This is a genomic window from Flavobacterium caseinilyticum, from assembly GCF_004349085.1.
GTDB lineage: Bacteria > Bacteroidota > Bacteroidia > Flavobacteriales > Flavobacteriaceae > Flavobacterium > Flavobacterium caseinilyticum.
In genome coordinates this window covers 65220-80521 of the sequence record NZ_SMFM01000009.1, presented here as the reverse complement: position 1 = coordinate 80521, position 15302 = coordinate 65220, and the positions used below count along the sequence as shown (strand labels likewise).

15 protein-coding genes and 2 pseudogenes are annotated in these 15302 nt (G+C 34.3%); 12 read left to right on the top strand and 5 right to left on the bottom strand.

The window, feature by feature from the left end; translation table 11 throughout:
• Positions 1-6 precede the first annotated feature (6 nt).
• The 7 genes and pseudogenes from E0F89_RS15080 to E0F89_RS15055 all read left to right on the top strand — a co-directional run bounded on the left by E0F89_RS15080 (position 7) and on the right by E0F89_RS15055 (position 5664).
• Positions 7-876 carry a DUF2911 domain-containing protein gene (locus E0F89_RS15080; RefSeq protein ID WP_099715369.1) on the top strand — a complete coding sequence of 290 codons (870 nt, stop codon included), beginning with the start codon at positions 7-9 and terminating at the stop codon, positions 874-876.
• Positions 877-904: 28 nt separating this feature from the next.
• A complete protein-coding gene (locus E0F89_RS15075; protein ID WP_243699535.1) occupies positions 905-1390 on the top strand; it encodes a DUF305 domain-containing protein in 486 nt (161 codons plus the stop codon).
• Between the two features lie 39 nt (positions 1391-1429).
• Positions 1430-4021: a multicopper oxidase domain-containing protein gene (locus tag E0F89_RS15070; protein ID WP_220485218.1), complete on the top strand. Its 2592-nt coding sequence runs from the start codon at positions 1430-1432 to the stop codon at positions 4019-4021.
• A 205-nt stretch (positions 4022-4226) separates the two neighbouring features.
• Positions 4227-4574: a four-helix bundle copper-binding protein gene (locus E0F89_RS15065; protein ID WP_099715367.1), complete on the top strand. Its 348-nt coding sequence runs from the start codon at positions 4227-4229 to the stop codon at positions 4572-4574.
• A gap of 86 nt (positions 4575-4660) precedes the next feature.
• A complete protein-coding gene (locus tag E0F89_RS15060) occupies positions 4661-5083 on the top strand; it encodes a membrane or secreted protein (protein WP_099715366.1) in 423 nt (140 codons plus the stop codon).
• Positions 5084-5128: 45 nt separating this feature from the next.
• Positions 5129-5221, top strand: a pseudogene (locus E0F89_RS17495) (heavy metal-binding domain-containing protein); the annotation flags it as partial.
• Positions 5221-5664 carry a universal stress protein gene (locus E0F89_RS15055; RefSeq protein WP_158234602.1) on the top strand — a complete coding sequence of 148 codons (444 nt, stop codon included), beginning with the start codon at positions 5221-5223 and terminating at the stop codon, positions 5662-5664. The pseudogene E0F89_RS17495 and the gene E0F89_RS15055, both read left to right, overlap by 1 nt.
• Before the next feature lie 169 nt (positions 5665-5833).
• On the opposite strand, the gene E0F89_RS15050 is transcribed toward E0F89_RS15055, so the two are convergent.
• The 4 genes from E0F89_RS15050 to E0F89_RS15035 all read right to left on the bottom strand — a co-directional run bounded on the left by E0F89_RS15050 (position 5834) and on the right by E0F89_RS15035 (position 7789).
• Positions 5834-6208 (bottom strand): DUF4136 domain-containing protein, encoded by a 375-nt coding sequence (locus E0F89_RS15050; protein WP_086452971.1) that lies wholly within the window; start codon positions 6206-6208, stop codon positions 5834-5836.
• A complete protein-coding gene (locus E0F89_RS15045) occupies positions 6195-6467 on the bottom strand; it encodes a DUF4136 domain-containing protein (protein ID WP_086452970.1) in 273 nt (90 codons plus the stop codon). Before E0F89_RS15045 ends, E0F89_RS15050 begins: the two co-directional genes overlap by 14 nt.
• 65 nt (positions 6468-6532) lie before the next feature.
• On the bottom strand, positions 6533-7084 hold the full coding sequence (locus E0F89_RS15040; RefSeq protein ID WP_086452969.1) for a hypothetical protein: 552 nt from the start codon (positions 7082-7084) through the stop codon (positions 6533-6535).
• Positions 7085-7180: 96 nt separating this feature from the next.
• Positions 7181-7789, bottom strand: coding sequence for a c-type cytochrome (locus E0F89_RS15035; RefSeq protein ID WP_086452968.1), 609 nt, complete (start codon positions 7787-7789; stop codon positions 7181-7183).
• A gap of 489 nt (positions 7790-8278) precedes the next feature.
• On the opposite strand from E0F89_RS15035, the gene E0F89_RS15030 reads away from it, so the two are divergent.
• From E0F89_RS15030 to E0F89_RS15010, 5 genes and pseudogenes are all read left to right on the top strand, one after another.
• Positions 8279-8659 (top strand): ArsR/SmtB family transcription factor, encoded by a 381-nt coding sequence (locus E0F89_RS15030; RefSeq protein ID WP_099715364.1) that lies wholly within the window; start codon positions 8279-8281, stop codon positions 8657-8659.
• Positions 8656-9288, top strand: a complete 633-nt coding sequence (merTP, locus tag E0F89_RS15025; protein ID WP_099715363.1) for a mercuric transport protein MerTP — start codon at positions 8656-8658, stop codon at positions 9286-9288. The genes E0F89_RS15030 and merTP overlap by 4 nt, the downstream gene beginning before the upstream one ends.
• 81 nt (positions 9289-9369) lie before the next feature.
• Positions 9370-11028, top strand: a complete 1659-nt coding sequence (gene merA / locus E0F89_RS15020) for a mercury(II) reductase (protein ID WP_099715362.1) — start codon at positions 9370-9372, stop codon at positions 11026-11028.
• Positions 11029-11063: 35 nt separating this feature from the next.
• Positions 11064-11375, top strand: a pseudogene (locus E0F89_RS15015) (heavy metal translocating P-type ATPase); the annotation flags it as partial.
• Positions 11376-11689: 314 nt separating this feature from the next.
• A complete protein-coding gene (locus E0F89_RS15010) occupies positions 11690-12013 on the top strand; it encodes a helix-turn-helix domain-containing protein (protein WP_099715361.1) in 324 nt (107 codons plus the stop codon).
• Positions 12014-12413: 400 nt separating this feature from the next.
• Here the strand turns inward: E0F89_RS15010 and E0F89_RS15005 are convergent, their stop codons facing one another.
• Positions 12414-14966 (bottom strand): PAS domain-containing sensor histidine kinase, encoded by a 2553-nt coding sequence (locus E0F89_RS15005; RefSeq protein ID WP_131910584.1) that lies wholly within the window; start codon positions 14964-14966, stop codon positions 12414-12416.
• Positions 14967-15302 lie beyond the last annotated feature (336 nt).

The following is a 15302-nucleotide window of genomic DNA, read 5'->3' as shown; positions in this document are numbered from 1 at the left end:
AAAACCATGAAAAAAATAATTCTAATACACTTCTTTATTTTACAAGCTTTAATAATTTCGGCACAAGAAAAAGTTCAAATAAAACTAACTTCTGCAAGTCCATCTGCATCATTTGAACAAGAATTGGGTAGCACAATAATCAAAGTTTCTTACAGCAGACCACTAGCAAGAGGCAGAAAAATATTTGGTGAATTAGTACCTTTTGAAAAACTCTGGCGAACTGGCGCTAGTGATTGTACTTCAATAACTACCAACGAAGATATTGTATTTGGAAATACTACTTTAAAAATGGGTAGTTACTCAATATTCACAATACCTTCTAAAAAGGAGTGGACAATAATTGTAAATACAGATACTACATTACATGGAGAAACCGGATACGATGCCAAAAAAGATGTTTTTCGTTTTACAGTTCCAGTAGAAAGCATACCCAATTTATATGAAACATTTACAATCGAAATAAATGATGTTAACAGTAAAGGGGAGGGATTTCTAAAAATAATATGGGAAAATTCGATGGTGAAAATTCCATTGAAAAGCAAAGCAGATGAAAATATTTTAGCAGTAATAGATAAAAACATCATTAAAGAAAAAACTCAAGATGCTAATTTATTATTTCAAGCAGCAAACTATTATTACAGTACAAACAGAGATTCCAAACAAGCAATAGCTTGGCTTATTGAAGCCGAAAAATTAGATCCACAAAATTTTTACTATCCTAATTTGAGACAAAAAATAGCAACGGAACTAAAAGACTATCCAAGTGCAATTGAAGCAGGTAAAAAAGCTTTATCAATAGCAGAATTAAAAAAAATGAAAAGTGTTGAATCACTTAAAAAACAAATTTTAGAGTTGGAGTTACTATTAAAAAAATAAATTAATTTTAAATCAAAAAATTATGGCAATGAAACACACAACAGAAGAGCATTCAAAAGAATTAAGTTTGACTATGTACAAGAAATTAGCGATTATGATAGTGTTATCATTTATAGCTATGTACATACTAATGTATGCAATGGTAGATGTTTTTGCCAATGTAATACCCAATATAAACCAATTTTACATGGCTGGACTGATGACCATGCCGATGCTCATAATTGAACTTCTAGTGATGGGTAGCATGTACGGAAATAAGAAATTAAATATTTCACTGCTTGTCACTGGTTTTATTGCTTTGATTCTATTTTTTGCAGGTATTAGGCAACAGACGGCAGTTGGGGATAAAGAATTTTTAAAATCAATGATACCACACCATGCCGCAGCAATATTAATGGGAAAAGAGTCATCGGTTACCGACCCTGAAATAAAGGAATTAATTAAAAATATTATTACCAGCCAACAGGCAGAAATTGAACAAATGAAAGCAAAGCTTAAAGAATTAGATAAATAACTCCAAAATAATTTGTAAATCAATTTTAAACTTAAAAAAATGAAAAAAATTATAGTATTAATATTCATCATGTCTATTTATTCCTTTGCCCATGCACAGGATATGAAAGGTATGGATATGTCAAAAAAGGAAAAGGCGCAAAAGGTGCAGCCCACAACGTATACCTGCTCAATGCACCCCGAAATTCACGCTGACAAACCGGGAAAATGTCCTAAATGCGGAATGACGTTGATAAAGGAGAAAGCTAAAACGGGTAAAAAAACGGTGGTGAAGAAGCATGATGAAATGCAAATTCCCATGAAAAAGACTTCTGAAAAGAAGGGTAGCATGGACAATATGAAAACGGATGCTAATGCTTCACATCAAAATCATAATATGAGCATTATGGATATGACAAAAGCAACTCTAGAAACCGTAACTAAAATTGAAAACAACACACCACCAAGAACAGTGCGTTACGATTTATATGTGCGAGACACCATCGTAAATTTTACAGGTAAACCTAAAAGAGCCATTGCTGTAAACGGACAAATACCGATGCCTACACTTACATTTACCGAAGGCGATACCGCTGAAATTTATGTACATAATGAACTGGATGAAGAAACATCGTTGCATTGGCACGGTTTGTTTTTACCTAACAAAGAAGATGGTGTGCCAAACTTAACACAAATGCCAATAAAGCCCAACACGACACACAAATATACATTTCCGATTATCCAACAAGGAACACATTGGTACCACAGCCATTCAGGATTGCAAGAACAAATCGGAATGTATGGTTCATTTATTATGAATAAAAAAACGGATGATCTAACTTTTAGAAAGGGTATTGATGATTTGCCAACCGTTCCTATAGTATTGAGCGAATGGACAGATCTAAATCCAAAAAATGTACATAGAATGTTGCACAACGCAAACGATTATCCAGCAATCAAAAAAGGAACAACCCAAAGTTATACAGAAGCCATAAAGCAAGGTTATTTAGGTGTTAAATTAAAAAATGAATGGAAAAGGATGAATGCAATGGATGTAAGCGATGTATTTTACGATAAAATCCTTATGAATGGTAAGCAAAGTACGGATGTGAAAAGTATTGATGGAAAACCTTTAAAAGCAGGTGATAAAGTACGTTTACGCGTATCTAATGGTGGGGCTTCTTCCTATTTTTGGCTTACTTATGCCGGTGGAAAAATAACGGTAGTTGCAAATGACGGTAACGATGTAGAACCTGTAGAAGTAGATCGATTAATTGTTGGTGTTTCTGAAACTTACGATGTTCTAGTTACTATTCCTGCCGATAAAACTGCTTTTGAATTTTTAGCCACCACCGAAGATAGATTGTATTCAGCTTCTTATTTTATTGGGGATGGTATCAAACAACTTATTACACCTCTTCCCAAGCTTAAATATTTTGAGGGAATGAAAATGATGAATGGGATGATGAAAATGAACGGCGATTTAGACGATATGGGAATGAATATGTCCTACAATCAAATGGATATGAATGTAGTAATGTACCCAGAAATTACCGGAGAACAAAAAAAGAAAAGCGATAAAAAAATGAAGGATATGAAAATGACCGAAGCCGATTATAATAGTAATGCGCTTTCGGATATTACTACCTTAAATTATGCAATGTTAAAATCGCCAACTAAAACGATACTTCCTAAAGATGCACCAGTAAGAGAATTAAAATTTGAATTGACAGGAAATATGAACCGTTATGTTTGGAGTTTAGACAACAAAGTGGTTTCCGAAGCGGATAAAATATTAATTAAAAAAGGCGAAAATGTTCGCATCACAATTCACAACAATTCTATGATGCGACACCCAATGCACTTGCACGGTCACGATTTTAGACTATTAAATGGTCAAGAGGATTATGCTCCTCTAAAAAACGTTGTGGATATAATGCCAATGGAAACCGATGTATTCGAATTTAATGCCAATGTAGAAGGCGATTGGTTTTTCCATTGTCATATTTTGTATCACATGATGAGCGGAATGGGCAGGGTTTTTAGTTATGAAAACCAAGCACCAAATCCCGAAATACCAGATCCTAAATTAGCACGACGAAAATTGTTTGCTGACGATAGAGCTTTTCACTTTATGGCAGAAAATGATTTTGCAACAAACGGAAACGATGGAGAAGCTATGTATCAAAGTACACGTTGGAGTATTGGAACAGAATGGAGATTAGGATACAATGATATGCACGGTTATGAAACCGAAACTCATATTGGAAGATACATTGGAAAAATGCAATGGTTAATGCCTTTTATAGGTTTTGATTGGAGATATAGAAAAGGGGGAATAGACAATCAAGAAAGAAATCTTTTTGGGCAAACCAATACCAAAGACAACAGAGCTGTTTTTAGTGCAGGGGTTAATTACACATTACCAATGCTTATAGTCGCTCAAGCCGAAGTTTTTACCGACGGAAATGTACGTTTACAGTTTGAACGAAAAGACATTCCAGTTTCAAAAAGACTACGAATGAATTTAATGTGGAATACCGACAAAGAATATATGGCAGGTTTACGCTACATTGTCAAAAGAAACTTTGGAATCACTACACACTATGATAGTGATATGGGAATGGGATTAGGTGCTACTTTTAATTATTAAGAAACTCAAATTTCAAATTTGTATGGAGGATGCTTGTTCTAAAAGACAAGCGTCCTTTTTTTGCAATTACATTTTTTACAAACCAATATACATTCCTGATAATGTGTGAATTATATAATTTTTATTAGAATTTCACAATACTTTTTCAAGTTAAAAAGCTACCTTTAAACTGCGAAAATTAATTCGCAATTTAAATTTAAAAAAGATGAGTCATCAAAAATTTAAAGATTGTATCGATGCATGTTCAGAATGTGCAGTAGAATGTTCGCATTGCGAAAGTGAATGCTTGAATGAGCAAGACGTAAAAATGTTAGCGCGTTGCATAAAACTAGATCATGATTGTGCAGCTATTTGTTTATTTGCAATGCAGGCTATGGCAAGCGGAAGTGAGTTTACGGAAAAAATCTGCAAATTATGCGCCGAAATTTGTACAGCTTGCGCCGAAGAATGTGAAAAACATGCACACATGGAGCATTGCAAAAATTGTGCGGAATCCTGTCGAAAATGTGCTGTTGAGTGCAGTAATATGAGTAAGTTAAGCACCGTAAAATGAGTAAAATGTGAGTATTTCAATCTCTTAAATAAAGTTTCGTTTAGAGGAATTATTTAAGAGATTTTAAACAATCAAAATTATAAACTATGAAAACATTACAAAAAATCACATTAATTATTGTATCGATTGGTTTGTTTACATCGTGCCAATCCAAAACTGATGTAAATCAAATTCTTTCAAATTCAGATACAAAAAAGGCAATTATGGATACTATTGCTAACAATAGCGATATGTCTAAAGATATGATGCAAGCAATGATGAACAGTAGTAAAGGAAAAATGATGATGACAAATCACGAAAATATGATGAAAATGATGAAGGATAATCCAGCTATGATGAAAGGAATGATGACCGAAATGATGGAAGCATCTAAAACAGATACTACGATGATGTCTGAAATGTGTAAATCGATGATGGATAATCCTAAAATGATGGATATGATGAATGATAAAAAAATGCAATCACACAAAATGACTGGAATGGATAAAAATATGGATATGTCCAAATAATACAAATACAAACAACATTAAAATATAAAAAAAATGGAAACTCAAAAAACGTATACCTGCCCCATGCACCCAGAAGTTACTTCGGATAAACCCGGAAAATGTCCCAAATGCGGAATGAATTTAATGGAGAAAAAAGAATGAAAATTCTACTAGCAACCGATGGTTCAAAATATAGTAAAACAGCAATTAATGAAATTGCCAACAGGCCATTTCCGCCCAAAACCGAAGTGTGCATTCTTGCCGCATATGAAATTACCTCCATTTTAAACACTTTAGAACCAATGGGTGTTTCTCACGAATACAATGCGAAATTTGATGAAAACGCATTTAAAAATGCAGAAAAAAATGCAAAAAGTGCAGCCGAAATTCTTGAAAATAAAAATCCAAATCTGTTAGTAACCACAAAAATAGTTGCAGGTTCACCAAAAAGTGTAATACTTAACGAAGCCGAAAAATTTAAAGCCGATTTGATTATAGTTGGTTCACACGGATATGGAGCAATCGAGCGTTTTGTTTTAGGCTCTGTTTCGCATTCAGTTGCGTTACATGCAAAATGTTCGGTAGAAATTGTTCGTAAATAAAAAACTTAACAATGGACAAACACATTTCCATTTTGTAGTACGGTATTATTGAACTTACTGTTAGATTTAAGAACCTAATGTAAGTTCGTTACTGAAAATATATTGTGAAAAAGATTTATATTCATTAATTTTTCTTGGTCTGTTGTTTAATTCATTACCAATAGAGAATCTAATTTTTTTTCGGACGCTTGTGTCCATTAATAGGTTTTATGGGATAATTATCAAGAATGTCATACACAGCAGGATGTAAGTTATCCCCAATATAAGATGGGTCATATAAATCCCCTTTAGCAGTTCCTGTCCATACAAGTTTATTCAGTTTCCTGTCAATTATATTCAGCGTGATTGCGCCTTCTGTATATTCGACCTTTTGGGTTACATAAGTGGTATAGTTGTAATTATAGTGATGGAGGTAATAGTGATTGCTGGGATAATGATAGTAATAGGGGTTGTGATAATACCAACCCGAAGGATAAGTGTAACCAGGAGTACTGACTGATTTCTCCTTTTTAACGGCAGTGATAACTAAGTCAAGAAAAAACATCCGGTGTATCAATGCTTATTTTGTATCCTCTCTCTCCCATGCAATGAGTGAAATAGTTGCGTGTATTGTTGCGAATAATCTGATTATTGTATTCGCCTTGAGCTGTGTCTTTATTCGGTAGCCACGCAAACGTTTTGTATTTTGTAAAATCAACACTGCGATCATAATCGGAAGTGATTTTCGTATAAACCCCGCATCCGGCAATAGCGAGGAAAAGAAGACCAATTAAATAGTTAAATAATTTTCTATGTGTTTTCATGTTTCTATTTTTTTATGCAACACTTTCTTAGTGAAGCTATTGTTATTTGATTTGAATGGATTTCATTAGTTTGATTTCTTAAGTACAGTCTGAAAAATTTGTATCGTTATTTCATTGTTCCATCCTTCTGGCAAATCGATCCCAAAATCACTTAAACGCAATTTAAAGTTGAGTGTAAGTAAACAGGAAATGGTTTCGTTACTTGCAATGTGTATAAGCAATCCGTTTATATATATTCTTTTCGCCTTTCCATTCAAATGCAACTCAGCTTCAAAATTTAGTTTGTGATCTGGATGTTGTAATGTCTCCACGTAAGGAATGTTCAGTTGTCCTTTCAGGACTACCTGCCCCATGTTTGAGTTGATAAGCTTCACATTCAATGAATCTGTTTTAGTACGTAAAATAGCTGGATTAAACGTTAGTTCCATTACAGCAGTTTCATAATTGATTAAAACAAACAAACGATTGCTATAGGCTATTATTATGGAATCTCTGTACGAGCCAATAACCTCTATACTTCCTTCCCGGGTTCGGTATCTTTGCTGTGCCTTAGCTGAAAAGCTCCATAGTAGTAATACTATAGTGCATATCCATACTGTTTTTAGAATTTTTGCCATTACTTTTTGCTTAATTGCGAAATATATTTGTATGTAATTGCTTTTCTGAATCGGTTATTATCATTTGAATTATTTATGTTTTTTTCATTCATTTTCCTAATGATTTTGCCCTTGGTGTTCCATCATTTCGCCTGAATTTTTCAGAGAATTTACATAAACATAAACCGAAAGGATTTCTTCTTCGCTTAAAATGTTTTCCCATGCTGCCATTGCAGTTCCCTTCATTCCTTTTTTTATGAGGTATATTCGCCCCTGATCTGAATAAAATGATGAATGTTCAGGGTCAGTAAAATCGGCTGGCTTTGGTTGTAATGTTGCTGCTCCAGGACCATCGCCTTTACCGCCACTTCCATGACAAGTAAGACAATATTTTGTGAATATGTCTTTACCTTGTGCAAGTTGTTCCTCTGTGCCGAGAGATACGGACTGATTATATTTTTCGCCCAATTCCTGTTTTAACCATTTGCGCGTTTCATTCATTTGTTGTGAATGCCCACTATGTCCATAGTTGTCATTTTCTTCTCCCTTTTGTTGAGGGTGGTTCTGTTCAATTTGTTCTTGGTTTTTTTCGGAATTTCGGCAAGAAGTAAGCATCAGCAGTGCATACATCAATGCGGTAATGATTACAAACTCGATTTTGGCAGTTCGGAGCAGTTTACACAGAGTGTGACTGAAGAACTCACCATATTGTTTAGATTTTTTCATAGTTCTGTTTTAGTTTTTAAATTAAACCATCAACGAAATACAAATTCTCGATACTTTTTACTAAAAAACACTTGAATTAGATATAAAACACTATTCTTCAGTGATTTAATATAAATTTACGATTTATTTAAGTATGTAACTTGGAATTTTTTATTTTTTTATTTCCACAAATAAATAATATATATCATGCTGTAGGAATGATTAACTTCATAAAACGATTACGAGTTTTAGGATCTTTCCATCCTGCCATTACCGTCACCTCTCTCTAATAACACTTTGTCAATGCTTATAATGACTCAAGTCAAAGTATTTACCGATGGTAATTTGAGTACAGTTTGAATGAAAAGCAATACTAAATCATTTACTTTAAAAATTGAAGTATTCATTTCAAAGTAAAATGTTAAACTTATTTTTATTATTTAAGCATTTGCTTAAATAATAAAACAATTAACTACATTTGTTTAGTATTCAATTTAAACAATTACAACAATGGACAATAATCAAACGTGTATAAGAGTTTTGGCTGATAAAAATCAAATCAATACCTGTAAAAACAAATTAGAAAATAACAGCAACGCTTTTGAACAATTGAGTGGTTTATTAGCATTAGCTGGCAATGAAGTACGACTAAAAATAATGTTTCTTCTTGAAGAAGAAAATGAACTTTGTCCTTGCGACCTTGCCGATATTTTAGAAATGAGTATTCCTGCCGTTTCACAACATCTACGCAAAATGAAAGACGGAAATGTTATTGAAGCAAGACGGTCTGGCCAAACTATTTTTTATTCTCTAAAATCAGAACAATTACAAATACTTCGTCCCTTTTTTAAATACATTATTAGTCAAAATTCAAATTTAGAACTCATATGAACACAAATTCAAAATCAGGAAAACTTGCTGTAGCAAGTATTTTATCAGCAGTGACAGCATCACTTTGTTGCATAACGCCCGTTTTAGCTCTTATTTCTGGAGCTTCTGGCGTAGCATCAACGTTCTCGTGGTTAGAACCTTTTCGCCCTTACTTAATTGGAATAACTGTTTTGGTATTGGGCTTTGCTTGGACTCAAAAACTAAAACCACGAACGACCGAAGAAATACAATGTACTTGTGAAGAAGAGGATAAAATACCATTTGTGAAAACTAAAAAGTTTTTAGGCATTGTAACGGTGTTTACTTTTTTAATGATGGCTTTCCCATACTATGGACAAGTTTTTTATCCAAAAGCGGACAAACAGCTAATTGTTGTTTCTTCTGATAATATACAAGAAGTAAAATTTAATGTGAGTGGAATGACTTGTGCCAGTTGCGAAGATCACGTTAAAAATGAAATAAACAAATTACCGGGAATTGTAACCGTTTCTGCTAATAGCAACGAAGGAATCGCAGTTGTAAAATTTGACAATAGTAAAACGAACAAAGAGGCTATCATAAAAGCTATTAATACCACAGGTTACAAAGTATCAGGAGAAGTACCAACATCCGTAAATCCTCCACACTGACAAACTGGACACGTTTGTGGTCTAAACGGTTGCAAATAATTTTTTTGACTCTATTATTAAGCATTTAATTAAAATAAGAAAATGAAAACAGAAAATATAAAACTCGATATCGCAGGAATGACCTGCGACCATTGTGCCACAGGCATTGAAAAAATGCTTACCAAAAATGAAGGAGTAACAGAAGTAAAAGTGAGTTATCAAAACGGCAGTTGCGAATGTTCTTTCGACCCTTCTAAAACTAGTAAAGAAGAAATTATCAATACTATTAACAGCACAAAAAATTATAAAGTAGCTCATACTGCTGAAACTAAATGTTGTAATACAAACGCAAACCACTTCGATTTAATTATCATCGGTGGTGGTTCGGCGGCATTTTCGGCAGCTATAAAGGCCGAAAGTTTAGGATTATCGACCTTAATGGTAAACGGTGGTTTAGACTTTGGCGGAACTTGTGTAAACGTAGGTTGTGTCCCTTCTAAAACCCTTATTCGTGCAGCGGAAACAGCTTATCACGCAACACATTCCAATTTTTCGGGCATCAAACCCAAAGGTGTTGCTATAGATTTTGCTCAAGTAATTAAAGACAAAAAACAATTGGTAGCCACGCTCCAGAAGAAAAAATATATGGACGTGGTAAGTGATTTTCATAACCTGAAAATGCTAACGGGTTGGGCAGAATTTTTAGATACTAAAACCATTGTGGTCGATGGTAAAGTAAAATATACGGCTCTAAAATTTATCATTGCCACAGGAGCAACTACCAATATTCCAATTATTGAAGGGCTAAACGAAGTAGGTTTTCTTACCAACGTTTCGCTTTTTGATTTAGAAGAAAAACCCGAAAGCATGACCATTATGGGGGCTGGTTATATTGGTTTAGAAATTGCTATGGCTTACAATCGTTTGGGCGTAAAAGTGCGTATCATCGAGTTTACTGATCGTGTGTTGAGAACACAAACGCCCGACATCAGTGAAGCCTTGGAAACACAAATGCGTAACGAAGGTATAGAAATCCTGCCAAATTTTAGAGCAGTAAAATTTGATAAAAAAGGAAATGAAACCATTATCCATTGCAAATGCCCTGACGGTTCTTTTACACAAATTATCGAAAAAGGAAAAGTTGTAGTGGCATCTGGCACAACACCCAATATGCAAAAATTAGGATTGCAAAATATTGGTTTGGAACTTGCTAAAACAGGGCACATTTTGGTTAACGAAAAAATGGAAACCAATTTACCTAACATCTATGCAGTAGGCGATGTTACCAACACGCCTGCATTTGTTTACACGGCAGCCTTTGAAGGTAAAATTGCCGTAGAAAATGCTTTTACGGGAGCCAATAATGAAGCCGATTATTCTTCCTTGCCTTGGGTAGTTTTTACCGATCCACAAGTAGCAGGAGCAGGATTGGACGAAGCACAGGCAGAAGCCCAAAACATTCCTTTTGAAGTAAGCAAATTAGAATTAAATAACGTTCCAAGAGCTATTGCAGCCAATGACACAAGAGGATTTATCAAATTAATACGAAATACCGAAACCGATAAATTGATTGGTGCTAGAATTGTTGCTCCCGAAGGTGGCGAACTCATTCAGCAATTGAGTATGGCTATCAAGTATAATATAACCGTAAAAGAATTGGCAGAAAGTTTTTATCCTTATTTAACATTAGGCGAAGGCATAAAACTAGCAGCCATCACTTTCGGAAAAGATGTTGCCAAATTGAGCTGTTGTGCTAGTTAAATTTTAATATGAAAAACGCGACTACAATTCTATATGATGCACAAGTAATCGCTTTGGTCGATGCAGGAATTGCCAAGGGAGATTTAGGAAGCGATGCCACTATCGAAACTGCCGACATTGTTATTCAAAACGACCAGCCCACGAAAATTTTTACAGCAATAAATATTGGTAGAAAAACAAAACAAATCGTTTGGCAAAACATTGGGTTGGCATTCACAGTAAAAGCAATTGTAATGGTTCTTGGTGCCTGAGGTTTAGCCACCATGTGGGAAGCTGTTTTTGCCGATGTTGGTGTGGCTTTATTAGCTATTTTGAATGCAGTTAGAATACAGCGAATGAAGTTTTAATTTGGTATAGCTATTTTACAATTAATTATTAACATGAATCAAGGATTGAATCTATAACTTAAATTCGAAATACTTACTTGGAAATATTTTCTAATTTTTCCAAATCTTCAATAAAATAGTTCGACATTTGTTTGGACGGGGCTACTTGACCGAACAGTTCGAACCAACATTTCTCCTTAATGGATTAGATTTCTTATAGTCCTTTAACCAGTAATCATTGGAAATTAAAAGCCAAACTCCCCCTTTAAAGGACATGTATTATCTCCAATGTTGGTATTAAATACTTTTACATGAGATTTAAATAACAGATCGCCATGAAGCCATTTACTTTCGACCAAATACCCGTAATGATGAACAAAATTCATGATAAATTAGAGCATTTGGAAAAACTTATTATAAGAATCTCTAATGTAGAAGAAAATAAAGAAGAAGTTCTAAACATTCAAGAAGCATCAAAACTTTTAGATCTATCGGTATCAACAATCTATAGTAAAGTATGTAAAAGGGAAATCCCAGTTAATAAACAAGGTAAACGTATTTATTTTTATAGACATGAGTTAATGAAATGGATTAAGTCAGGTCGGGTAAAAACTTATTTAGAAATCCAAAATGATATTGAAAAAAGGTCAAAAATCTAATATTTAGATTTTTGACCTTTTACTTTTTAACCTCCATCTATAAGTACTCTAATCATACATCACTTAGTTTTTTTTTATGTCAGTGTTATAATCAATATTCAAAGTTTATAACTATTTTTGTATAAACAACTCCCATGAGTTATGTTATCTTGATAAGGATATCTTTGTTTTATTTTGCGATATTTTGCTTTAAATTGTACCATAATTGTACCACTGAAGTTTAAAACTCTATTAAAGTAAGGAAAGTTATTTTCTGCATCGGCAAATAGCAAAACAAAACATCACTAAACAACAATAAAACAATCGAGTTAAAACATTGATAATAAATGTGTTAACTCGTTTTAATTTGTATTTACTTTTGGAAATTAGATAGATTTCCGTTATTCTAAATCACCTAAATTTATGCTATCTTATTCAAAGAGCCAGTAATTGGTAAGGTGAAATAAAAGGACGAACCTACACCTTCTTCACTTTCAACCCAAATTCTGCCGCCATTTTTTTCTAAAAATCCTTTTACAAGTAACAATCCGATTCCGGCTCCTTTATCGTGTTTTCTTTCTTTTGACAACGAGTCCATCTGAGGAGTAAAAAGATTTTTCTGTATTTCTATTGACATGCCAATTCCGGTATCCTTTATTTCAACAATAATTTCATTACCGCTCTGTGTGGCGGTGATTATGATTTTTCCATCAGGGCGGGAATGTTTGATGGCATTTGAAACGATATTTTGAATAATAGAGAGCAGCATTTTTCCGTCAGCAAATACGGTGGTATTTTCTTCAATTTCGTGACAAAGGCTAATAGTGTGCATTGCAGCCGTGTCCTTTAAGTTATCAAAAACTTGATTTACATAGTTTGCTAATTTGATCTGAGCGGGAGAAAATACATCCGATGCATATTTTATTCGGGCCCATTCCACAAGGTAGTCCAGCATATTTAACTCTTTTATTGCTGCTTCATACAAGAGTGTCAATATTTCCTTTCTTTGATTGGGATTCATTACTTCTACATGGGCTTGCAGATGTTTTGCTGCGCCTATAATTCCGGTTAATGGGCTTCGTAAATCGTGTGAAAGGATGGCCAGGATACCGTCTTTGTGCGCGATTAGTTCTTCTTTCTCTTTGAGATCAGTATTTGCAGTCCTGAGTGCCGCGTCCTTTTTTTCTTTTTCTTCAATTTGAAAAATTAGTTCTATGTTGGCTATACTTAACTGGGTGGCCCTTTTTTCGCTTTCTTTATTTTTAAGCGCTAGTTCCTGGTTAAGGAGTTCCAACTCTCTGGATTTTTGCTTTACCTTCTCTTCAGCAATTTTGCGTTCTGTGATGTCCTGATAGGACGTTATCGTATAGCTTTGATTACCAATTCTGATCGCCTCATAAAAAAGAATGGCATAAAATGTTTCTCCGTTTTTTCGGGTATACTGAATCTCCAAATTGTTCATGGTATTCCCTTGCTTCAATTTTAGCAGCAATGCTTCCGTATCTTCAACAGGCAATGCCTGCAATTCATCAAGAGTACGTTTTTCACCAAGAGATTCCATGATGACAGCTATTACTCTGTTGTACTCATCCGGCGCTATCAAGCTTAATTGCTCTGAAGTATGACCGATTACTTCCTGCTCAGAATATCCAAAAGTATCATAAAACAAAGTATTAGCAAAAGCTATTTTATTGGATTTTACCTCGCTCAAGGTCGTGGCAACCGGGCTGTTGGCGAATATTTTTAAAAACCGTTCTTCGCTTTCTTTTAGTTTATCTTCTGTAATTTTACGTTCGGTAATATCTTTTAAAAAGCCTATAAAAAAATCCTTTTTCTTGAATTGAAAATGTGAAATACTTAATTCTACCTGTATTTCGGAATTATTTTTTAGAAGAGCAGCCATCTCAAGGGGCTTATTTAAAACAGAACCTTCTCCCGTGGCCAAAAAATGTTTCATTCCGTTGCTATGTGCTTCACGATACCGTTCGGGAACAATTAGATTGTGCAGAGGCTGCCCTATTGCTTCCTCAGCGCTCCAGCCAAAAATCTCTTCTGCTCTGGGATTCCATCTCGTAATATTTCCGGCATCGTCAATAACAGTCACGGCATCAGGAGCCCTTTTGAAAATTGTCTGGATTTGCGTTTCGCTGTCCTTGAGTTTTTCTTCTGATTGTTTTCTTTCGGTAATATCCCGTGTAATTTTTGCATAACCCCGAAAATTATTTTCGGCATCATACAAAGCACTAATAATAACATCGGCGAAAAAAGTAGAACCATCTTTACGCACACGCCAGGCCTCACTTTCATACCGCCCAAGCTTTTTAGCCATTTTCAGATTCGTTCCGGGCTCATTGCCCTCAATTTCCTCTTTTGTGTAAACAATAGAAATATGTTTTCCAATAATCTCACGGGAAGTATATCCTTTAATACGCTCGGCTCCTTTATTCCATGTCTTAATATTTCCATCGGGATCAAGCATAATAATGGAGTAATCTTTTACATTTTCTACAAGAAGCCGGAAACGTTCCTCACTTTCTTGTAATTGCTGTAGTTTTTTTTCCAGTTCTTCAGCCTGGACCTTCATTACATTTCTATTTTTATTACGGGCAGAAACATCAGTAAGAATAACACTTAACATCGTTTCATCCCCAAGGTCAAAAGTATTTGTGGAAATGATTACCGGCATAACCATGGTAGCATGATCATTTAAGTGAATTTCGTTGTTTACAGGACCTCTCAGACTTTGCTTGTACAAATCATCAAATTCAGCTTTTGAAATTTCCGCGATATAATTATGAAGTTTTGTTCCCAAAACCTGATTCGATGGCAGACTTACCATCTCTGCAAAACTCGGATTACAATAGAGAATAATACCTTCCTCATTCACAGTAGCAATGCCTTGGGGCATTCTGTCAACTAATATGGGATACATTTCCAATTGATTTTTTATGTGTTGCGATTGCTTGTTTCCCATCTTCTCTGAATTAATATTATATATGATAAAACGATCAAAATCTATGATTAAATCAATTTTATCGGGACGGAAGGTACATTGACCAACTAAGGAGACCGAGCGATTTAACAAAATATTATGTTAATTTTCGGGAAACTTAGTTGTAATTCTTATTGAAGTGGCGGGTTTCAACAGCGAAAATAAATAGCAATAACGGCCACATTTTTATTATATGACCGCTGACACATTGATCAATTGAATGCTTTTTTTCTAACTAAAAAAGGTGTTTTTAAGGTTTGATATTGCTATAATATCGCATGTTCGCGTAAATTTTATAACTTTCGCCTCTATTAAAAC